Origin of the sequence: Gilliamella sp. B14384G12 (assembly GCF_016101825.1) — a bacterium.
Classification (GTDB): domain Bacteria; phylum Pseudomonadota; class Gammaproteobacteria; order Enterobacterales; family Orbaceae; genus Gilliamella; species Gilliamella apicola_N.
Map to the genome: position 1 here is coordinate 198,157 of NZ_JACFPU010000004.1, position 23,177 is coordinate 221,333.

General features: G+C 32.3%; 20 protein-coding genes. All 20 read right to left on the reverse strand.

What is annotated here, in order from left to right:
- Positions 1-85: 85 nt before the first annotated feature.
- The 20 genes from H3S73_RS06695 to H3S73_RS06790 all read right to left on the reverse strand — a co-directional run bounded on the left by H3S73_RS06695 (position 86) and on the right by H3S73_RS06790 (position 22,742).
- A complete protein-coding gene (locus tag H3S73_RS06695) occupies positions 86-1,834 on the reverse strand; it encodes a biotin carboxylase N-terminal domain-containing protein (RefSeq protein WP_198236190.1) in 1,749 nt (582 codons plus the stop codon).
- The gene (locus tag H3S73_RS06700; protein ID WP_198236191.1) at positions 1,827-3,422 is read right to left on the reverse strand and encodes a 5-oxoprolinase/urea amidolyase family protein; all 1,596 of its coding nucleotides are present in this window, start codon (positions 3,420-3,422) and stop codon (positions 1,827-1,829) included. Before H3S73_RS06700 ends, H3S73_RS06695 begins: the two co-directional genes overlap by 8 nt.
- Positions 3,423-3,529: 107 nt before the next feature.
- Complete coding sequence (locus H3S73_RS06705; RefSeq protein ID WP_198236192.1) at positions 3,530-4,312, reverse strand: LamB/YcsF family protein; 783 nt, start codon at positions 4,310-4,312, stop codon at positions 3,530-3,532.
- A 9-nt stretch (positions 4,313-4,321) separates the two neighbouring features.
- Positions 4,322-5,557 carry an NRAMP family divalent metal transporter gene (locus H3S73_RS06710; protein ID WP_198236193.1) on the reverse strand — a complete coding sequence of 412 codons (1,236 nt, stop codon included), beginning with the start codon at positions 5,555-5,557 and terminating at the stop codon, positions 4,322-4,324.
- A 474-nt stretch (positions 5,558-6,031) separates the two neighbouring features.
- On the reverse strand, positions 6,032-6,487 hold the full coding sequence (locus tag H3S73_RS06715) for a prepilin peptidase (RefSeq protein ID WP_198236194.1): 456 nt from the start codon (positions 6,485-6,487) through the stop codon (positions 6,032-6,034).
- Entirely contained in the window at positions 6,487-7,917 is a 1,431-nt protein-coding gene (locus H3S73_RS06720; RefSeq protein ID WP_198236195.1) for a hypothetical protein, read from the reverse strand. The genes H3S73_RS06715 and H3S73_RS06720 overlap by 1 nt, the downstream gene beginning before the upstream one ends.
- A 34-nt stretch (positions 7,918-7,951) precedes the next feature.
- Positions 7,952-9,934, reverse strand: a complete 1,983-nt coding sequence (locus H3S73_RS06725) for a hypothetical protein (protein WP_198236196.1) — start codon at positions 9,932-9,934, stop codon at positions 7,952-7,954.
- 21 nt (positions 9,935-9,955) lie between these two features.
- Positions 9,956-10,711 (reverse strand): tight adherence pilus pseudopilin TadF, encoded by a 756-nt coding sequence (gene tadF / locus H3S73_RS06730; protein ID WP_198229034.1) that lies wholly within the window; start codon positions 10,709-10,711, stop codon positions 9,956-9,958.
- A 2-nt stretch (positions 10,712-10,713) separates the two neighbouring features.
- A complete protein-coding gene (locus H3S73_RS06735) occupies positions 10,714-11,205 on the reverse strand; it encodes a TadE/TadG family type IV pilus assembly protein (RefSeq protein WP_198236197.1) in 492 nt (163 codons plus the stop codon).
- Positions 11,206-11,225: 20 nt separating this feature from the next.
- Positions 11,226-12,398: a hypothetical protein gene (locus H3S73_RS06740; protein ID WP_198229032.1), complete on the reverse strand. Its 1,173-nt coding sequence runs from the start codon at positions 12,396-12,398 to the stop codon at positions 11,226-11,228.
- Between the two features lie 18 nt (positions 12,399-12,416).
- Positions 12,417-13,850: a type II and III secretion system protein family protein gene (locus H3S73_RS06745; protein ID WP_198229031.1), complete on the reverse strand. Its 1,434-nt coding sequence runs from the start codon at positions 13,848-13,850 to the stop codon at positions 12,417-12,419.
- Positions 13,851-13,852: 2 nt separating this feature from the next.
- A complete protein-coding gene (locus H3S73_RS06750) occupies positions 13,853-14,710 on the reverse strand; it encodes a hypothetical protein (RefSeq protein WP_198229030.1) in 858 nt (285 codons plus the stop codon).
- A 48-nt stretch (positions 14,711-14,758) separates the two neighbouring features.
- Entirely contained in the window at positions 14,759-16,105 is a 1,347-nt protein-coding gene (locus H3S73_RS06755) for a M48 family metallopeptidase (RefSeq protein ID WP_198248897.1), read from the reverse strand.
- A gap of 74 nt (positions 16,106-16,179) precedes the next feature.
- Positions 16,180-17,052: a type II secretion system F family protein gene (locus H3S73_RS06760; protein WP_198229028.1), complete on the reverse strand. Its 873-nt coding sequence runs from the start codon at positions 17,050-17,052 to the stop codon at positions 16,180-16,182.
- Positions 17,053-17,054: 2 nt separating this feature from the next.
- A complete protein-coding gene (locus H3S73_RS06765) occupies positions 17,055-17,981 on the reverse strand; it encodes a type II secretion system F family protein (protein WP_198229027.1) in 927 nt (308 codons plus the stop codon).
- Entirely contained in the window at positions 17,978-19,285 is a 1,308-nt protein-coding gene (locus H3S73_RS06770; RefSeq protein WP_198229026.1) for a CpaF family protein, read from the reverse strand. Before H3S73_RS06770 ends, H3S73_RS06765 begins: the two co-directional genes overlap by 4 nt.
- 1,024 nt (positions 19,286-20,309) lie before the next feature.
- Positions 20,310-20,531, reverse strand: a complete 222-nt coding sequence (locus tag H3S73_RS06775; protein WP_198229025.1) for a Flp family type IVb pilin — start codon at positions 20,529-20,531, stop codon at positions 20,310-20,312.
- A gap of 516 nt (positions 20,532-21,047) precedes the next feature.
- The gene (locus tag H3S73_RS06780; protein WP_198229024.1) at positions 21,048-21,266 is read right to left on the reverse strand and encodes a Flp family type IVb pilin; all 219 of its coding nucleotides are present in this window, start codon (positions 21,264-21,266) and stop codon (positions 21,048-21,050) included.
- A gap of 467 nt (positions 21,267-21,733) precedes the next feature.
- Positions 21,734-21,955, reverse strand: coding sequence for a Flp family type IVb pilin (locus tag H3S73_RS06785; protein WP_198236198.1), 222 nt, complete (start codon positions 21,953-21,955; stop codon positions 21,734-21,736).
- 565 nt (positions 21,956-22,520) lie between these two features.
- Positions 22,521-22,742 carry a Flp family type IVb pilin gene (locus H3S73_RS06790; protein WP_198235492.1) on the reverse strand — a complete coding sequence of 74 codons (222 nt, stop codon included), beginning with the start codon at positions 22,740-22,742 and terminating at the stop codon, positions 22,521-22,523.
- Between the last annotated feature and the right edge of the window lie 435 nt (positions 22,743-23,177).

A 23,177-nucleotide genomic window follows, 5' to 3' on the forward strand; every position in this document is an offset into this window, starting at 1 on the left:
AAAGATTCTAGAAAAATGAATCATCATAATTCAATCAAAAATGGGAAATTTCCATCAATTTTATCAAACAATGAAGCTATCTCTATTAATTAATTTCGGCGACTTTATCACCGGTATTGACAAAATCACCTTCTTTACTGATTAATTTTACGATGCCTTTGCGATGAGCAATAATCTGAACTTCCATCTTCATCGCTTCCATAATACCTATTACATCACTTTTATCGACTTCTTGACCTTCTTCAATAATCCATTTAAAAAGATTTCCTGAAACTGGCGATTTTACAATAGTTTCTGATTGTTCCTCATTCTTTAATGAAGTTAATGCTGACTCACTATTCACAGCTAATGACAATCCTGCCAATAATTGTGCAGGCAAACCAATTTTGCAACGTTTACCATCAATTTCGATCACAGTATGGGTCAGAGTAGAATCTTTTATAGGTACCTGCCTCGGCAATGAATCCATCATTGGTATAAACTCTGTTTCAATCCAACGCGTATGTATTTTAAAATCACGATAAAAATCAGGATGTTCTATGATTGCACGATCGAATGGTAAAACACTCGCAACACCTTCAATAGAAAACTCCGCTAATGCACGATGAGCCCTAGCAAGCGCTTGCTCACGATTATTTCCAACAATAATGAGTTTTGCCATAAGTGAATCAAAAGTTGAGGGGATCGTTGAGCCAGTGACAACACCACTATCTAACCGAATGCCAGGTCCTGAGGGTACTTCAAATCGTGTAATAGTTCCTGATGTTGGTAAGAAACCATTAGCTACATCTTCAGCATTAATACGAAATTCGATAGCATGACCTCGAGGTTTAGGTGTTTCATTAATACTAAGTGGTAATCCTTGTGCTATACGTAATTGTTCCACAACTAGGTCGATTCCGACTGTTTCTTCGGTAACAGGATGTTCTACTTGTAGGCGAGTATTTACTTCAAGAAATGACAATTTACCATCCTGACTGAGTAAAAACTCAACGGTTCCAGCTCCAACATAATTTGCTTTGGCGCAAATGTTAATTGATGCTTGAATAATTTGTTGTTGCAATTGATCCGATATAAATGGTGCTGGCGACTCTTCAATTAGTTTTTGATTACGACGCTGCAATGAGCAATCACGCGTTCCTACAACGACAATATGGCCTAATTTATCTGCAATGACCTGAGCTTCTATATGACGTGGATTATGTAAAAATTGCTCTAAAAAACACTCACCACGTCCAAAAGCTGCTGTCGCTTCTCGTACAGCAGAATGGTAAAGTTCTTCAACTTCATCCATTTGCCATGCAACTTTTAAACCACGCCCTCCACCTCCAAAGGCGGCTTTAATAGCAATGGGTAAGCCATGCTTATGTGCAAATTCAACAACTTCTTTAGCATCGCGTACTGGTTCTTTAGTCCCTTCAACTAATGGAGCTCCGACTTGTATGGCTAGCTGTCGAGCTTTAACTTTATCACCAAGAATATCTATTGTTTCTGGATTCGGTCCAATCCAAATTAATCCTGCTTTTTGAACAGCTTTAGCAAATTCCGATCGTTCGGATAAAAAACCATATCCTGGGTGAACCATAGTAGCTCCCGACCTTTTTGCAATCGCAATAATCTTATCGATATTAAGATAAGTTTCACTCGGCAACTTTCCCGATAATCCATAAGCTTCATCAGCCATTTGAACATGCAGCGCATTAATGTCCGTATCAGCATAAATTGCAATGGATGCAAACTCCATATCACGACATGCGCGAATAATGCGTACAGCAATTTCACCTCGATTAGCAATGAGTACTCTGTGTGTTATTTTTTTATTATTCTCAAACATGGTCGGTATGACTCCCTTCAAATTCTTTAAATATTCCAACAGGATTAAATTTTATTTTAGCATTTATAGGGATTTGTCCTGATAAATCTAAATGATATTTGCATACAGCACCAATAATCGGATACCCACCCGTTAGGGGATGATCATTTAAAAATAGCACAGGTTGTCCATTTGCTGGTATTTGAATTGCACCAATACATGTACCCTCGCTTGGTAACTCTTGTAACTTAACGCGAGTTAATGAAATATCACCAGATAATCTTAATCCAATACGATTAGAAGCAGGCGTTACCCGCCACAATTGCTCAGTTAATAACTTAATTGCATTAGGCGTAAACCAATCAGTTCTTGGTCCAAGCACAATGTCTAATACCACTACATCACCTGGGCATGGATAGTTTATGGCTGGTGATTCATTCAATGATACAGATGCTTTTATATTTGTTGATTTGATCGTTAATGTTTGCCCAATTGTGATTGGTGGAGGTCCCACTTGTGCCAATGTATCAAATGAACAACTTGTTAAAATAGGTGATACTTGAAAACCACCACGAACAGCCAAATAACTACGCACTCCACATTTAATATTACCAAGTTCAACAGTATCACCTTTTTCTAATAAAATGGGTTGATACATTGGTGCAGTATATTTTTCACCAAGTAATGTGGTGATATTAATGTCACACACCGCTCCTGTGACTGCAATTAACATAGAGCGGTTTATTTGACTTTTAAAACCACCTTGGGTGATCTCAAGTGCGACTTCATTAATTGGGTTGCCAAGCACTCGGTTAGCACTATGTAGTGCACTTTTATCCATTGCCCCCGATTCTGAGATCCCTAATGCAGCTTGACCAATTCGTCCATTGTCCTGAAAAAGAGTTTGTAATCCCGTTGCCAAAACTTTAATATCTTGCTGAAAGTTATTTTTCTCTTCTTTCTTTATCGTCGGTAAATGATATTTCTTAGAGGATTTAGCCGCATCCACAAAATGCACGCGGCTACCTGGTTTAAACAAAGCGGGATTATCTCGATTTATATCCCAAACCGCAGATTCGGTAATACCAATAAGTTGCCAACCACCTGGACTTGCTTGAGGATAAACACTACTAAATTCACCAGCTAATGCCACTGAACCAGCTGGAATACGAACTCTAGGCGATTGGCGACGCGGAACATTAAGCTGAGCATGATTTGATACCATATAAGCAAAGCCTGGTGCAAAACCACAAAAAGCAACTTGATACTCATTATTAGTATGCCTATTAATTACTTCACTAACTGTTATACCAAGATGATCAGCGACGTATGCCAAATCTTCACCATTATAGTTGACATTTATAATAATTAATTCCCCTGAAAGAATTGAACCAGATGTGAGATCAAGAGCACAGATGTTCTTAGCAAGAGTATCGGCATCAGTAAGAATTGGGTTAAAACGGATTAAAACGGTTCGAGCCGCCGGAATGATTTCTTCAATTTTCCAAAATACTAGATTATTTTGTAGTTGATCAGTTAAAGCCATGGTCTGTTCAAGGCTAGAAAGCTCAACCATAATTGCATCGATATTTACGGGTAAAAATCGCATTTAGTACCTCTAACCTTGTCGGTTATCTAATCCATGATCTTAACAAAAAGCCAGTCAAAATTATTTCTTTGATATCAGTTTATATTTTATTAAACTCAAATAATGATTTATCTATCACTTATTTTCGTAAACGAAGTTATGGTAATTCCATTTTGTTGTAATTTTTCACGAACTTTTTGTGCCATCGCTAATGCACCTTCACTATCACCATGCACACAAATAGAATCTGCCTTAATTGTAACAAACTTACCTTCAATAGAAGTCACACCGCCATCTCTGACAAGTTGTAACATACGTTCTGCGACTAATTCAGGATCGTGTAATACGGCTCCGGTTTCTTTACGAGAAACTAATGTACCATCAAGATGATAAGATCTATCTGCAAAGGCTTCGGCAACCACATGCAAACCTTGCTGTTTTGCCCAATCAATAAGTGGAGAGCCAGCAAGTGCCACTAATATAAGATTAGCATCAATTTGACAAATAGCATTGATAACAGCCATAGCTTGACGTTTATCGTTCGCAATAGTGTTATATAAAGCGCCATGAGGTTTAACATAACTCACTTTTGCACCAATTGATGTTGCTAAACCTTTAAGTGCACCAATTTGATAAATCACATCAGCCGTTAGTTCGTTAGATGCAATGTCCATATTACGTCGCCCAAAGCCAACTAAATCAGGGTAACCTACATGAGCACCTATTGTAACATTATTAGTTTTAGCTGCTTTTAGGGTGTCTAAAATGGTTACTGGTGAACCTGCGTGAAAACCACACGCAATATTTGCACTGCTGACCACTTGTAACATTGCTTGGTCGTTACCCATTTTCCATTGACCGAAACTTTCACCAAGATCACTATTTAAATCAATAAATCTCTTAACTTTCATATTTAATTTTTACCTTAAATAGTTAAATATGGTTACAATTGACATTGCGCCCATATACCAAGTTATCGCACAGACTATAAAACCAGACCATAACAACCAACGTGGATAGTGATATCCAGACATTAAATCAGCACGTTTCCAACCAATAAAAATAAAAATTGTTAAACCCAGTGGTAAAACTAAGCCGTTAAAACCTCCAGCAAAAACTAATAATGATACAGGCGCAGCTCCCATAATTAAATAAACGGCTAATGAACAAATAATAAAAATTATCGTCGCTATTTGGCGTTGCCTTATTGTGATAGAAGGTTTAAAAGGAGTAATAAACGTCATTGAAGTATAAGCTGCACCAATAATACTGGTTAATGCAGCTGCCCATAAAATTAAACCAAATATACGCAACCCCAATTGTCCTAAAGCTGCTTGAAAGGCTTGGGAAGCAGGATTAGCTGCATAGCTTGAGATATCAATAGTAACACCACTGGCTACCACACCTAAAATTGCTAAAAATAAAATATATCGCATCACTCCTACAACGATAATCCCTCGTGTTGCTGCGCTTGATACATATTTAATGTTTTCAACGCCCACCATTTTTTTATCAAGCAGGCGATGTGCGCCAGCGTAAGAAATATATCCGCCAACAGTTCCTCCTACAATAGTGGTAATAGAGGCAAAATCAATGCTACTTGGCAAAACAGTTTCAGTAAATGCTTGTGCGATAGGGGGATGCGCAGCAAACAACACAAATAATGTTAAACCGATCATTAGCAAGCCGAAACCAATCATTAAGCGATCAATAAAATGGCTTGCTTTATGTGACGAAAAGATATAGATCGCCATAAATGCGCTGATTGCACCGCCCCATTTTGGATCAAGCCCGACTAAAGCATTCAAACCCAGTCCTGCACCGGCAATATTACCAATATTAAAAACTAATCCACCAAAAATAACTAATATAGCTAAAAAATAACCACTATAAGGGATTGTCGCATTCGCAATGTCGGAAGAATACATTTTTGTTAATGAAACCACACGCCAAATATTTTGTTGCACTACAAAATCAATGATAATAGAAGCTAAAATACCAAAACCAAATGCACTACCTAATGTTACCGTAAAGGTAGCTGTTTGCGTGATAAAACCAGGACCAATTGCTGAAGTTGCCATTAAGAAGATCGCACTAATCAAGGAAGCTCGACGATTTTTTACAAAAGTTTTAGTATTACTAGTACGATTTTCCATATACATATCTCCTTTAAACTTGTCTCTGCAATTTTTAATAATGATTGTATAATTTTTATAGGCAATTATCATGCCATAGTTTAGTAAACATTAATGTTGGTAATTAACTATATTTGTCGTTTTTCAAACAAAACATTAATCAAAATTATAGTGATTCACTCCCTCGAAAAAATAACAACCTATGTGGTTCTAAATCGATGCAAACTGCACCAAAATAATACATATAAATACCATTATAAATTGTAAAATTTTTTAATAAAAATGATTAAAAAGAACAATTATTGTAAAGAAGCTTGAGGTTAAACATGGATTTAAGTAAAAAAATTAGTTTTAAATCAAAAATGCATCATTAGATATAGGAAATAGAAAAAATTAAAAAGGTATATGATTCCCTCTTAGCTATGTTTTAACTAAGAGGGATAGAATTGATATTAAAGCTTATTCACATCAAAAATAACAATATATAAAAAGTAACTAAATTAATACTTTAAATAAAATCAATGAAGTAATGATATAACTACCTGTAATTGCCACACCATAAGGTAATGTAATTCCACCCTCTACTTTTTTTAGCCATTTATAGATAATGGCAAAGATTGCCAAAGGTAATCCCAAAAATGTGGTCACAGCCAAAAAAAACATTACGTTACCAGCAGGAATAGTTATCAAAAGTACAGTAATTAATTTTATATCTCCAGCACCTACCAATCGGCAATAAAACATCAATAAACCACAGACTAAAAATATACCGGACGCACTATAATTTAATGCACCTAGACCAAAGGCATAATTCAAAATCGCCAAAGCAAATATAACTATGACAATATAATTTGAAATTATCCGGTATTTTATATCTGTGTAACAAGAAATTAACAAACACAACCAAATCGTTAAAATAATTGCATCGTTAATCAACTCTTGATTAATCATTATTTTGCTTGCCCTAGAATGTAATCGTTACCGTATACAGCATGCATAGCATCCATCAAAAAATCTAATCTAGACGCATTCCAATCTCGAGTGCGAGCACTAGAAAGATCAAATTTATGGTAACTACCCACACCAACACCATAAACTTCTCCTCTTTCATTCCAATAGAATAGATTCTGTCTACCACCATCAATTTTAGTCAATGTTCCATTAAGTTTTCTTTGCACTACTCTACCTGTTCTCCTTTGACCGTAAAGTATTCCTTTTAAATGACTACTGCCTCTTATACCCCATGTTAATATACTTTTATGTCTTGTAATAGCAACACAACCACGAAATCGGCAATAGAGTGAATGAGTAACCGCTTTTTCGTCTGGAGCATTCTTTCCAATGATAGCTATAGGAGTATCAGTTATACTATGTGGATCCTTTCGATCATCGTCATCATCTTTTAAATCTTCTTCATCTTCTTCACTATCAATTCTACTTTCATCACCATCCACCATCTCTATCTCATCATCTTCATCTATTTCATTTGGATCGAAATTACCATCAGCTAAATATCTAGTTCTTCCCATACCATAAACTTCACCTTCAAAGGTTAAATAAGTCAAATAATCCCTACCACCTGTAATTTCCTTTATTTGCTGACCAGAAGTAATGCCTGAATCAGATTGTACTAGAGTATTATTAATTCTTATTGGTCTAATAGCATAATTACAAGTTTTTTTATTTTCCGGGCAAAATGTATTACTTACAGTTTCTCCCCAAGCATAAATAGTTCCAGCTCGATTGATAGCATAAGCACTTCGATAACCAACACCCATGGTTCTTACTCGGCTGCCATTAAAAAAACTTGACGGAATCTGTCTGAGTCTTTGTCTTGATTCTCGCTTGTCAAGTCCTGTTTCACCACGATTACCTCTTCCCCAAACCCAAATCTCACCATTAGCAGTTAAAGCATAAGATGTATATTCATTACAATAGACATCAATAACTCTTCTGCCAGACAACACTCTAACAGGTGTGGTTACATATTTGACATCAGTTCCTATTCCGCCACTCGCTTGACTATGTCTATTACGCCCCCAACCCCATACGTCACCATTTTCATCAAGTGCAATAATATGATATCTTCCTGCTGCAACTTGAGTAATCGTAAGTCCTTCATCAACGAACTTTTGTACTCTCGCTGGCACACTCCTACTGTTAACGTTTGTAACACCATTACCTTGCAAGCCTTGACCTCTATAACCCCAGACCCAGACATCACCATTTTCAATAGTAACCCCTGTATTTCTCAGATTTATGCGAGTAAGTGGTTTAACTCCTGTTTGGGTTGATAATATTATAGCATCAGTTTCTGAATCAGCTATAGCCGACAGGCTATAGCAAGCCAAAAATAGTACTATGATTTTTATTAATTTCATTTCATTATTACTCCTATTCTAACCCTATTGATATTCAGCCTGAATTTTTTTTGATGAATTTTCCTGTTTCAATCTCAATAACTTTATTTATAACCTCAGTCAATGACTTCCTATCCTTTGCCTCCATTAAGAACATAGGGTTACCATTCATGCATTTAGTAAACCACTTACCATACTCAGCCTCATATTGAGCATTAGTTGTTAAATTACTAGCATTAGGATTTAATTTTATATAGTAAATAATTGCACTTTTAGCTAATTTTGTAGTATAACCTCTGTCAAAGTTCTGCTTGCTTCTTAAGCCCCCTGTAATTGCCTGACAAACACCCTTATCTAAAAAATTATCTCTAAGAACGTCAGCCCCCTGATCATCTTTACCATCACTAATAATAATCATAACTTTATTGTTGCCTTTACCTTGAGCCATTACAGGCACTGTCCTTAATAGCGCAGTCATCGTGTCCGTACCTCCGCCAGGCATCCAATTTGTCTTTTTTATACTTGTTAAAATATTATTATTATGATCAGTATCATCGCTAAAAGGAATTAAATGTGGTGTGGATTGGAAATTGGTAACATATTTTGCTTCCCCAATTTCCTTGTATATATCATCAGTTACATTTTTCACACCAACCATTTTTTTATTCATTAGATTATTGCTATACAGCGGTGATTGACACATGCCCATAAAAGGTGAAAATTCTGCAAGTACCGGTGAAATAGGACGCTCAAAAGTAATAATATTTTGTTTCATACCACTAAATAAAGTATTAATAGTATTATCCACATCTACAGTCCTAGTATTGGCAAATGAATAATGCACATCGCTATAATCCCCTGAGAACATATAATCAAATAGTTGAACCACTGCAGCAAATTGACTCTCTATAAGAACTCTATTTTTTTCTGGATGATCATTTCTATTTGTACCACAAGCATACTCATGTAATCCATTTTCAGCTCGATCTTGATAATTGGTTCTCTGAGTACATAAACCAGCATTAACTAATGCGTTATTACTACCATACTCTAACCCTAATGCTGGTCCAATTATTTGTGCATAATAATGATAATAAGAACTATCCATATAGTAAGTAATTAATCTTCTATGTTTAGGAAAATAGTTACTTCTGGACAAATAATCGCTAATAACGTGATCTTCTTTTAGTTTACTCCATTTTGTAAATCCAATATTCTTGTTTGCCCAAAAATTATAATTAAGATTATTATAAGGTTGGTTCATTCTGTACATAACAGAACAATTATAATTTTGCCCCCCTGCTGCATTCTTAGTTTGGTTTTCTACTGGCACACCAATATCATAAGGCACTAATGCAAATTGATAATCTGAATAATCCTTATATTTTTCAATAATGTCTACTATTGCCTCTTTCATATAGTCAAGACGCCTTTGAGCATTATTATCTGGAGAATAAGCATTACAGTTTACATCACTATATTGGCATGTAGATGAAGCAGAAAAATCGCTGATAAAAGCAAAATCAAATGAATCATTAATTAGATATTTTCTAGTATTACCATAGCTTTCTGTTTTATTACCTACAACAACAGGCTGAGGTTTCTTATCGTCATTTTTAATCTTAGTAAATTCATTAAATGGTTGGTTGTAGGCGATATAATATTCATGTCTATCTCCGTCATAATCTACATTAATTTCGGAACCAGGTTTTAATAAATTTGTATCTGTATTAGAGTCATTACCTATTTCTTTTGAAACGAAATAATTAATATAATTCAATGCAAGTTTTCGATTTTGCTTTTTTGCTTCATCATCGACATTTCTATTATCTATAGCTATGACTGCTAATGATGCTTCATTTGTGGCCTCAGAAATTATAGCCCGATTGCGCATAGTGTAAGCTTGATTAATTGAAAATGCCATACATGTAAATATAGCGGGAAGCATAATTGCCATTGATATTGCCACGGCTCCCGAGGTACACTTTAAAAAAGAATCTTTATGATTTTTTTTATTTAATTGGCTATTATTGTTCATATTATCCTCTCAAAAGCGCATTTAATAATAAGTAGGGCAAACACTTGAATCATTACAACGTGACAATACAACAACGTTATTACATAGATTCGGTACAATGCCACCGGAGCCTTGTCTATTAGAATTTACCCATTTTAAATAAAGACTTTCTTCATTAACAATGCACATAGAAACTCGATATAATGGAATCCAACGTCCACTTAACATAATTGATGAATCCACCAATTTTGGGACATATGGCGCAAGTTGTTGGTAATTACTTGAAGGGTTATCCATGGCTGGTAAAGAATTAAAATAGCTTCTAATTGAGCTATTACCGCATGTTCCCTTAGAACAAGATAGTAAATTTTTTCCAAAAGTCACTAGTTTAGCTTTTGTCAAATCTCCTTGATTCTTAGGATCTTGTAAAATAAATAGAGCCTCTATCTGTAAAGCAATTTCACGATTATTCAATAGTGAACTTGCTAATCTGCCCATTTCATTGACTTGTTGTGAATCAAATAACTCACTAGAAACATAACACGCATTCCTACTTGAACATAAACCTGCCCTATTAACATCATTAATATTTTTTATTTTATCTTTATATAAAGTTGATCTTTCACGAAAAACAGATGCTACAGTATAATTTGCACGTTCTAATTTATTTTGTAACATAATAGATGTGTATACATCATAAATAATGAATACTATGATTGAAAACAATAAGAAACAAATTGCAAACTCGATTGATAATGCTCCATTTTTATTATGGAAAAAGCTTTTAGAATATTTCATTATTACTCATTTCCTTTGTATTCCATTTCACTTTTAATAAACTCACGGTAAACAACTGTTTTTCTAGTCAAAGCTGTGTCAAGAAAACTAAAAAACTTGGAAAATACTACTGAATATTGATATCTCAAATCAAATAACAATATGTGAGTTTCATCAGTAAGAGTTGTTTGACAGGTGTCACGAATAATATTATTCACCTCTTTACAATACATTACAGTGATATTAATTTGGTTAGAATTAGCAATATAAGGCCATAATGGAACTTCAGATTGAACTAGACCTTCTATTTTCTCAGCATAATCGTCTTGTTCAGTGATAGCGGCTTGTCTTGTTATTTCTGTAGTCATTAAATCTAAAGCCGAGCCAATAATCATAACTCGGCTAAATTCAAATGCTATCAAAAAAAGAATAAGTAAAAACGGAAAAATAACGGCAAATTGTATTGAAACAACTCCATTCTTTTGACTAAAAAACAATCCCCAATATTTCAACATGATTTTTTCTCTATTCTGCCTTAAAAATTATTTTTCTTTTTCCTTAATAACGAAAAAAAAGCTTTCTGCTGTTTATCATCCATTACTTTATTACCAATAATAGCAGCCGCTATTTCTCTTATTTCAGCACTGTCATTAGCTTTCTTAAATTTATTAATACTTGGTATAAATTTACGAGTGAAATCAATTTTCCGTTCTAAAAAATCTTCAATATCAGAATCACGTAAAGCACTTTTTTTATCATAAGGAATATCATCATTTAGACAAATTAAAAAACGCTTATTGAGTAAATCAAAATTTGTAGCACTTGCACGCGTGATTTCTGTTAACATCTTCTTAGCAACTTTAATAGAGTAAGGATCTCTATTTATCACAATGAAAATAATATTAGAAAATGTAATAATTTCTTCAAAATGCTTAAACGATGAAGCTAACCCCATATTTTGATCAATAATCGTAATATTGAACTCTCCAGAATTGAGGTCTTTATAGTTCCATGCTTTTTCATTAGTTTCCACTTTAACCTGTAAAGAATGCCCAACATCGATTATCGAGCCATCGTCAGGTATTGGCATTTCAAACAAAAAATCCGCATTCGAACTTGTTGTTGCACCTTGTATATAAAGAAGCGGGTAATTAGTTAACTCACTAATTTTCCTAAGAGTATGAACAACCAATGATGAAGTTCCAATTCCTCCTTTACAACCTAAGAAGCTAATTACACTCCCCACTCTCTGACTTGAACCAGGAGGTGTCATGCTTCTCTTATGCAAAATATCAGGAATTTTTTCTAATTGGCTATTTTCCAATAAGAAATGTATTCCTTTTTTTGATAAAAATTCGGAGAACTGAATTGAATCGTAACTACCAACAAGTACTGTTGTTGCTTGAATAGGAATACAACGATTAATATTTTCAGATATTTGTTCAGCATCATCAGCATTTTGGATATCTACAATAATTGCATCAAACTTATTCCAACTCGGTGTTTCTGTCAATTCAGATAATGTTAATGAAATAATTTCCATACCCAATATGTTATATAGAAATAATACAGAACGAACCTTTTCAATCAATTCAGTTCTTTTACTTACAATTGCTACCTTATAGCCAGATATCCGTCCAACAACATATTCTTGTGAAGGAGAATTTGCTGATGCATCTGTATCTTGTTTATTGCCAAATAATTGCATAAGAATCCCAATAACCTTTTATTCAATAAAGCCCATGTCATTAATAAATTTTTCACTTTCGTTAGAAGCTGGCACCGTTTTATTTCTTTCTTTATTAAGATTATTTTTAATATTAAAGAAACTATTGATTACATCAGTCCGCTCTATAGTTGGTAATTCAATACTGTCAAAACTACTTTTTGGTGTTACTAAATTTACTGTTGCAAAAACAACCATCTCAGATTTAGAACGACTCGTTGTTGAACTTCGTGCTAATGCACCTAAAATTGGAATATCACTAATAAAAGGAAGACGAGATAATTGTTCTTGATCATTTTCATTAATTAATCCTGCAATAACAAAACTATCACCATCAGATAAATCAATCGTCGATCTTGTTTTTCGAGATGTCAATGTAGGAATATTATAGTCATTAAAAGCATAAGAACCAGAAATTGAACTTACTTCATTTTCCATGAACAACCTTATACGTTTATCATTATTTACTTTTGTACTAATATTCAACCTAATACCGTATTCTTTATAAGTAATATTGGCATCACCATCTTTATTTTTAGTTACAATAGGAATCTCACCGCCAACTAAAAATGATGCACTTTCACCAGAGAGTACAGATAAATTAGGTTGTGCTAATACTTTAGCCAAACGATCATTTTTTACTGCACGAATCATAGTAGCAATATTATGTATATTCAGGCCTTTTCTTATACCTAATAGTGAAAACTCACCAATCGAGTTGGTAACTGACTCACCACTTATCATGCTGTCGAGAGTCAAACTTTGCCATTCAATACCTAGTGAATCGGTAAAATCCTTGCTAACTTCAACAAAAGTCAATTGTACGTTAACCTGATACTCTTCTATAACTCTGATATTATCAATTATATTACTGTAAGTATAATAATCTTGAAATGTAAGAAGCTGATTACCAGAACCCCCACCTCCATTATCGAATTCCTGCCTCACTCGCTCTGCATTTTGCCCGATTGAAGACCCTATAAGAGCCAAAATTTGGCCTTTTGTTGTAGTATCAGGTGCAGTACCACTTAATACATATACAAATTTATTTGCGTCACCACTATCATAACGATCGATTGTTATACTACTATTTGGGAAATTTTGCGCTAGCCTATTTGTAATTTGATATAAAAGTGGATCGACATTAATAGTATCATTAATAACAATATTATTTTCACTATCATAAACAATTAAACTTGCTCTTCCGTTTGATCTTCCATATATAATCAGTGATTTACCATCAATAACTTCATAGTTTGCTATACTATCTTGGCTAATAAATACGGTACCGACATTTTCAGGTAACACAAGTGTTTTACTTTGTCCGATCTGTAAATTATGAATATTAGCAAAAGCCAACGAAGAGAAGCCAATCGATAATAAGCAGATTATAGGTTTGATCATATTAGTAATTGATTTAGTTCTTATTAGCATTCTTAGTTACCTTTTAACAGATTAATTCGTGTCCCTGAAAAAATATCTTTTTCAGATAGAGGCCAATTTTTTTCTTTATCACTTAAAAGACGTAATCCATCTTCAACATTTTTCTTGAAAGTACTTGGATACATAATAATTGTAGAGTTCGTCATTAATGTTCTTAATAATTTAATTTCCTGATTCGAAAGTTCTAATTGAACTTGGGCAATATTGTTTCTGTTATAATTATTGTCCATCTCTTCTTCTACTTCAAAAAATAAAATTTTCTTTCCGACAATAATTGGTTTTATACGATTTTTAACAAAATCACGACTAGGTGAAACTAATTTATCTTCTCTAATATTCGCTGTTTTTTCTGTTTCATCACCATAAAAAACATAAAGATCAACAAGATCGCCTCCTTTAAGATTTTTTATTAAATAAGAATCGATTGGATCTATTGTAAATGGAAACATATAATTGCCATCTTTTAATGCTAACAACAGATAATCTTCTGAATTCGGGGATGCAATAAGACCTTCTTCAATTATAGTATCTTTTGCAATATGATTTCTCACAACATGAGCATCAATCCCTGTTGCATCAGTTATAAATTTAGGTCTTTCTTTATTGATAGCAACTTCAATTGATTTAAAATAGTAATCATCTTTTGTCAAGATCGTTTTTTTATCAATATCATGTTTTGCTACTGCAACATTAATAACCTCAGTTTTAGGCTCTTCCTGTTTAGGAGGAGGTTCAATGGCGACTGCTGTATCCGGCGGTGCAACAGTTGGAGGAGCCGACTTAGTAAAAAGTAAGGCTAATCCCACAACCATCATAGCTAAATATAAAACAATTAATTTTTTATCTTTCATGCAAACTCCACTCCGTACTATATTATTTTTTTACTTTTTCCGTTGCACTTATTTCTTTTCTAATGAAAAATCAAAAGCATAACAGTGATTTTTCCCTTTAGAATTAGATCCAACATAAAAATCTTTCACTATTGATTTTTGTTTAGTTTTTATTTGAAGAATTAATGTTTTTTCAGCGGTTAAGGTTCCTGTAATAGTAGTAAAATCACGATCACTACTAGAAATACGTTTGATAATATTATTAATTCCTTCAGCAGGTAGTGTCACATCATAGAATGATAATTTAAATTCTGTTGGAGAAATTTGTTCAACTGAGTAATCTTTCTTACTCAATTTATTTTCTGTTTCAAAAGTAATCCGGCTAAACTTTCCATGCTCCCCTGCGCGAACCGCTAATATAGTTGACTTAGTAGATATTTTTTGATCGGTTTGTTTATTTTGTTTCAGAGTAACAGGTGTAACATCTGATGCTGAGTCAGTCGTAGTCGATGAATCGGCTGCATCTAGTTTAGTTATATTTGATAATTTGTTAGCATCAACATTTGATTTAGCTGGAGTTACAGATTTTATTGATTTAGGTTCATTTTTATCTTTAATAGTAACTTCTGTTTTCGTATTGGAAGCTAACTGTTCTGCAGCTTTCTCGATTGTATATTGTTTTTGGTTATCGCTTTGTGAAGGTTTAACTTCATTAAAGTTAATAGCATCTATTGGCTCGATTTGTCTTAATTCTTGAATTAAAATATCTGGTTCGTTAGATAGTTTATGCGCAATGCAAAACGACCTAGCCAATTGCATTCTATCCAATTTTACTAATGTAAAAAGTAAATTATGAAGAATGGTTTGATCTCGATATCCTTTAGTATATAAAATATTGAGCTGTTTATAAGCTTCACTATATTCTTTATTTAAGATCGATAGCATGGCTAAATTATTGGTAACTTTATTTTCATCATAAAAGTTTTCTCTAGCTTCATGAAATGCGAATCGTGCAGCATCATATTGTCTTTTTTTCAGCAATACAATACCTTTTACATTATGTGCTTCTCCATTTTTACTATCAATTTCAATTGCTCTATTTAAATACTCCAATGCTGTATCATTGTGACCTAATCTAGATTCAACATGGCCGTACAAAATAAGAATACCATCATTTTTGGTATTTTTTATAATCGGTTCTAAAACTCTTTTTACCGCATTAAAATCATTCGAAAGATAATAAGCTCTAGCAAGTTTATGTCTTGTATCTTCTGTATCCTCACGTTTTAAGCGCTGTCTATACAATTCAATTAAACCACCATAATTCTTCGTTGTTTCGTTAATATAAATTTTCTGTTGTTCGTCCATATCATATTTTAATGTGCTATTTTGACATCCAACAGCAAAAAATAACATTGAGCATACAACCATAAATTTTGGTTCGAATAACCTACTTGATTTACAGCATCTTGAAAAATAATTCATTATCTTTATATCCTATTAAACGTTGACACAATACTCATAAAAACAGGTCCTGCAATAATCACAAGAACTGGCGCTAGAAAAAATACCATCGTTGGTATAGTTAACTTAGCGGCAAGTGCAGCGATCTGTTCTTCTATAGTTAATCTCTGCATCTCTCGCATCTCAGCTGATAAATCTAGCAAAGTATCATAAATTGAATTACCATAACTGATACTTCTTCTTAATGTTACACAAAACATTCTCATTTCTTTACTAGGCACTTCACGCTGAATTAGATCAATTGAAAGCTCAATACCATTAACGTCCATCATTAAACAAGCTCTTTCTAAAATAGCTGCAATATCTCTATTGATCGGTTTAACTCTTGTACTTAAATATCTAAAGCAACTTTCTACTGTCATACCAGATCTAACCATAATCGCCATCATATCAATAACTAACGGTAAATCCCGTGAAACTTTTTTGATCTTTCTATTTGTCTGTCTTTTAACAAGAAGATCCGGAACAATGATGACGAAAACGACAATGAATAACAAAACAATCAATAATACATTTGAATCAATTTCAATAAATTGAACAATTTGATTCATCAAATAAAAAATAGAAAATACAATAATAATAGCATATATTTTCCAGCTATTTTTATCCTGAAAACTTCTTAAAAAACTTATTGTTACACTATTTTTTGCAACGATTTTCTCAAAAGCAACATTTTTTTCATTTACATGTTTTTTAGGAATATTTCTTTCTTGGCTTTCATTATTTAATATTAAACCAATTTTTTCTTTATTTCGAAACAGTGAATAGGTAATAAACAACTCTCTACAGCCAATAGCGATGAGAAGAATTGATATTGATATATTTAATAAGATATTCATAATTATATAATTTTATTAATCCAACTTTTGATAATTAGAAAACCGATAACAACACTGCCTATAACATAGTAAATAATATAATGACCTCCATCAGTGCTGGTCAAAATACGATAATTGTCTTCTGAGACGAGCCTGAGTATTCCGATAAAGCCAAAAGGCATAGCTCCTAATATCCACATGGTCATTCTTAATTCAGCCGTTTTACCATCTCTAGTTTTGGCCATAATTCGATTATCTGTTAACATTTTACTTAATCGACTAAAAATTTCTTTTAATTCCCCCCCACTATCAAGATTAACCATTACAGTCAGAATAAAAAAGTAATATTCTGGAAATGGGAGTTGCTGATAAGAATTAATCAAAACATTTTCAACGCTATCCCCTACTTCCAATCTGTCACTAACCTCTTGCAATGTTTTGCCAACAATTCCTTCGATAGAAGCCCCACAATTTTTAAAGGTTGTAGTTATTGCATAACCAGAAGCAACAAGACCAGTAATAATAGTTAATGCCTCTGGAAAATTTGCATAAAAATCTGCTTTAAGTTTTCTTTTTCTAAAAATACAAATGACAGCTATAGTAAAAATAAGACTTAAAGGGATTACAATATAATTGTCGTAACCGACATATTTCTTATTTAAAAAAATACCTGCAACAGTTCCCGCTAAAATATAACCAATAGTTTTAGACTTAGATTCTCCCGTCATTAGTAGGCGAAAGTTAAATTTCAACCAAGCATTAATACCAAACAATACCTGATCTGAAAAAGATTTTTCTCGATCTGCAAGTTGACTTTCGAGCAAACTCAATATCGATACACTTTTAGGCTCAACATTATTGAAAACCTGCAAACGCCCCCTACGACGACGTAATGCAAGAAGATTAATAAGAGCTGCAAAAATAAGTGCTATCGAAAGTACAATAATCATGATTCAATCCCCATTGCACTTAACATCAGTTTTTCTAAAATATCTGACATTTCATAATATTGAGCGCTTTCATAAAGTGCTGAACGTTTAACTAAACCATTACAGACAAATTCACCTTGAATTTTCCCATTAGGATCTCTTTCGTCATTAACACGAAATTCAAATACATCTTGGGTAACAATATTACCTGATTCTAATCCAATAATTTCCGTGATACTCATTACTTTTCGTTGACCATCCGGAAGACGTGAGACTTGAATAATAAAATTCACAGATGAACTGATATAGCGTTTAATCGCAGCAATAGGTAACTCGGACTGAGCCATAATAATCATACTTTCCAAGCGAGCCAATGCATCTTTTGCAGTATTAGCATGAAGTGTCGACATTGAACCACTGTGACCTGTGTTCATAGCTTGTAACATCTCAAACGCTTCTTCACCACGGCATTCACCCAAAATAATTCGATCCGGTCTCATACGCAAAGCATTTACTAAAAGATCTCGCATGGTTACTTTGCCACGCCCATCTTCACCACCACTTTTAGTTTCCATTCTAACTACATGTTCTTGTTGAAGTCTTAATTCTGCAGCATCTTCAAGTGTAATGGTTCGTTCATGTTCACCAATAAATCCAGACAGAGCATTAAGCATAGTTGTTTTACCTGAGCCTGTTCCGCCCGATATAATAATATTCATCCGACAACGAGCTGCAATCACTAAAAAATTTGCCATATGTTCGTTCAATGAACCGAATCTAATTAAGTCATGAAATGTTCGGTGACCATTACCGAATTTACGAATTGACATTGATGTACCATCAATGGCTATTGGGGGAATAACAACATTGAGACGACTTCCATCAGGCATTCTCGAGTCGACCAACGGGTGGGATTCATCGATATTTTTTCCTACTTTATTTACTAACCGTCTTGCAATATCAAGTAGCTGGCGTTCACTAATAAAAAATTTATCAGTTTTACTAAGAATTCCCCCTCGCTCAATATAAATGCTATTAGGACCGTTTACTAAAATATCATTGACAGTTTCATCTTTCATTAAGGAATCAATTGGACCATAACCTACAATTTCATCACAAATCATACCAGCTAATACATTCGATTCATCAGCTGTAATGTAAGCACTGCCTGAATTAATGATATCACGGATTATAGTCTGTATTTCACGTAAAACTCGGTTAGGTTCTTTTTTAAATTGATCTATTAAATCAAGATCTAGGACTTGGAATACTAAATCACGAACCTTTCCCCATTCATTAGAAAACTTAAATTGTTCATTAGCCATAGCGTTTTTGTTTGAGCCCCTAATTAACAAAAGCTACTAGCAAAAATATTACACTGGTAACTTCTATCTTATAAATTGAAACGAGAATAAACTACTTTAAACAATCACTCCCTTATCCTCTCATTGAAAAGAATAAGTTGATATTAAAATAACGGTTAACCGCTAATACTCTAATCATTGATTCCTGTGTAACTTGGATTTCAATGAATCTAATATCTCATTTAACATATCATGTAGAGAACTACTGCCTTTATGATAGTTAAAATTACCGCTGAAACATCAGCTAAAACGATTGTATATTCGTTAGCAGTTACATTGCATACATTTTTGATAAATTAACTTGCAAAAGTTCCTTTTCGTACAAAAGTTTTGCTAATTACGAAAACAAAATAATAATTCTCTCAACTAATATTTACGTTATCTTTATAATTAATTTACTTTATTATCAAAAACTTTTTGCATTATATGCGAATTAATATAAATTTGCTAGTACTAAATGTAAATTTCCTTTAATTTTTTTTTGTATTAATTAACTTAAAAAACATATAGTTAACATAATATCGAAAAAAATTTTAAAAATAGCAAATAAGTGAATAAATGAATATAAGCAATTTTATTGAAAATTTGTTAATTACCATCTGATGGTTAAAATAATAATGTTTATTATTTCTAATAAAAGGTTAAATGAACATCTAATAACCAATCATCTTATTGATTTATTAACAATATTAAATACATTATTAAAGCTTTAAGTAATATAGATATATTATTAATTAATGTAAGTAAAAAGAATGGATATTGATGTGAGTAATAAAATATCTAATAATCTAATTTTAAAAAGCTAAGACGCAGACGTAATATCTAAACAAACTAACCATTGAATTAAAACTTATGAAACTTGCTGTTATTTATAATTACTAAATGATTTATAACTAGTATTTCATCATTTGACGTGATACCCCCCCCAAAACAATAAACCACTTCTTTATAAAGGAGTGGTTTATATCACCATAACAATCAAATCTTATGATTGAATAACGGTATTTAATTTAGATTGTAAAGTACTAAATACATCATTTAGCATATCGTGAACAGGACCACTAGTACCGTTAAAGATAACCAAAATCACTGCCGAAACACCTGCTGCAACGATTGCATATTCAATCGCAGTTACACCGCGTTCATTTTTGATAAATTTGTTTGCAAAGTTTTTAAATTGTGCGCGAACTGCTGATAAGTACATCATAATGATTCTTTCCTTAGTTATTAACATTTATTTTAATATTATTTTACTTTCTTTTTAGAAAGTTTTCACATTATATGAAGATTAATAAAAATTTGCCAGCATTAAATACAATTTAATTTTAATTTTTTATATCAAATCAGTAAAAAACATTCTTACAGTTCTAAAAGAAAGAGAAAATTTTATAATAAAAGGCTAACAGATAACGATACATAGCTTTTTAAAAAGCTATTTTAATCATTATCTAACTCATTAAATTTTTTTAAATTATATGAGAGGAAAAAGAGGTAACATTGATATGAGTAATAAAATAATTTAATCTTAAAAGGCTAAGACTCAGACGCGATATCTAAAAGAATCAGGCTTTGGACAAAAACTTATGATGCTTGCTGTTATTTGTATTTACGGCATGATTTATAATTAGTTATTTCATAATTTGACATGATAACAAACACCTAAAAATAATAAACCACGCCTTTATAAAGGGGTGGTTTATTTCACTATAGCAATCAAGTTTTGTTAAAAGATAATACTAATTAATTTAAATCTTAAAGTATTAAAAACGTTATTGAACATACGATAAACAGTACCACCAGAACCGTTAAAGATAACCAAAATCACTGCTGAAACACCTGCTGCAACGATTGCATATTCAATTGCTGTTACACCACGTTCATTTTTAATAAATTTATTTGCAAAATTTCTAAATTGCGCACGAACTGCTGATAAATACATCATAATAACCTTCTCCTTTAAACATTTACATTATTTTAAAAATTATTTTCGCTTCCTTATCAGAAGGTTTTCATATTATATGTAATTGAATGTAAATTAACCAGCATTAAATGTAATTTTATTTTAATTTTTTATATTAATTTAATGAATGTTTAATTATTACGAGAAAAAAAGGATTGTTTACAATAAATAAGTTAATAGATATTTTTCTGTACACTAGAAAAATAGAATTCACTAAAACACCATTAAATCTTTTAAATTGCATAAGAGGTAAAAGAGATGACGCGGATACAGATGCAATACTTAAACAAACTAGGTTTTGGACTAAAACTTATTGTATATGCTGTTATTTGTATTTACGGCATGATTTGCAACGGGTTATCTTATAATTTGACATGATAACAAACCACCAAAAACAATAAACCACCCCTTTTAAAGGAGTGGTTTACATCACCAATAACAATCAAATATTATGATTGAATAACGGTATTTAATTTAGATTGTAAAGTAGAAAATACATCAGTTAGCATATCGTGAACAGGACCACTGGTACCGTTAAAGATAACCAAAATCACTGCTGAAACACCTGCTGCAACGATTGCATATTCAATTGCAGTTACACCGCGTTCATTTTTGATAAATTTGTTTGCAAAGTTTTTAAATTGTGAGTGAACTGCTGATAAATACATCATAATAACTCTCTCTTTTAATGTTTACATTATATTTAATTTGTTTTCGCTTTCTTATCAGAAAGTTTTCACATTATATGCGGTTTAATATCAATTTGCCAGCATTAAATACAATTTTATTTTAATTTTTTTATATCAAATCAATAAAAAATACCATTACGACTCCAAAAGAAAGAGATAATTTTATAATCATACGTTAACAGTTAACCATTTATAGTTTTTTAATAAAGATATTTTATATTATTATTTAATTAGTTATATTAAAACAATTTACTCATTAATATATTTTTACTAAAACACCATTAAATTTTTCAAATTAGATAAAAGGTAAAAGAGGTAATGCTGATATGAGTAATAAAATAATCTGATCTTAAAAGGCTAAGAAGCGGGCGCAATATATAAACAAACTAGGCTATGGACTAAAAATTATTTTATATCATGCTATTATTTGAATCTACGGCATGATTTGCAACGGATTATCTTATAATTTGACATGATAACAAACCACCAAAAACAATAAACCACCCCTTTTAAAGGGGTAGTTTATATCACCAATAACAATCAAATATTATGATTGAATAATGCCATTTAATTTAGTTTGTAAAGTAGAAAATACATCAGTTAGCATATCGTGAACAGGACCACTGGTACCGTTAAAGATAACCAAAATCACTGCTGAAACACCTGCTGCAACGATTGCATATTCAATCGCAGTTACACCGCGTTCATTTTTGATAAATTTGTTTGCAAAGTTTTTAAATTGTGCGCGAACTGCTGATAAATACATCATAATAACTCTCTCTTTTAATGTTTACATTATATTTAATTTGTTTTCGCTTTCTTATCAGAAAGTTTTCACATTATATGCGGTTTAATATCAATTTACCAGCATTAAATACAATTTTATTTTAATTTTTTTATATCAAATCAATAAAAAATACCATTACGACTCCAAAAGAAAGAGATAATTTTATAATCATACGTTAACAGTTAACCATTTATAGATTTTTTATAAAGATATTTTAAATTGGATAAGAGGTAATGCTGATATGAGTAATAAAATAATCTGATATTAAAAGACTAAGACGCAGATGCAATACTTAAACAAACTAGGTTTTGGACTAAAACTTATTGTATATGCTGTTATTTGTATTTACGGCATGATTTGCAACGGGTTATCTTATAATTTGACATGATAACAAACCACCAAAAACAATAAACCACC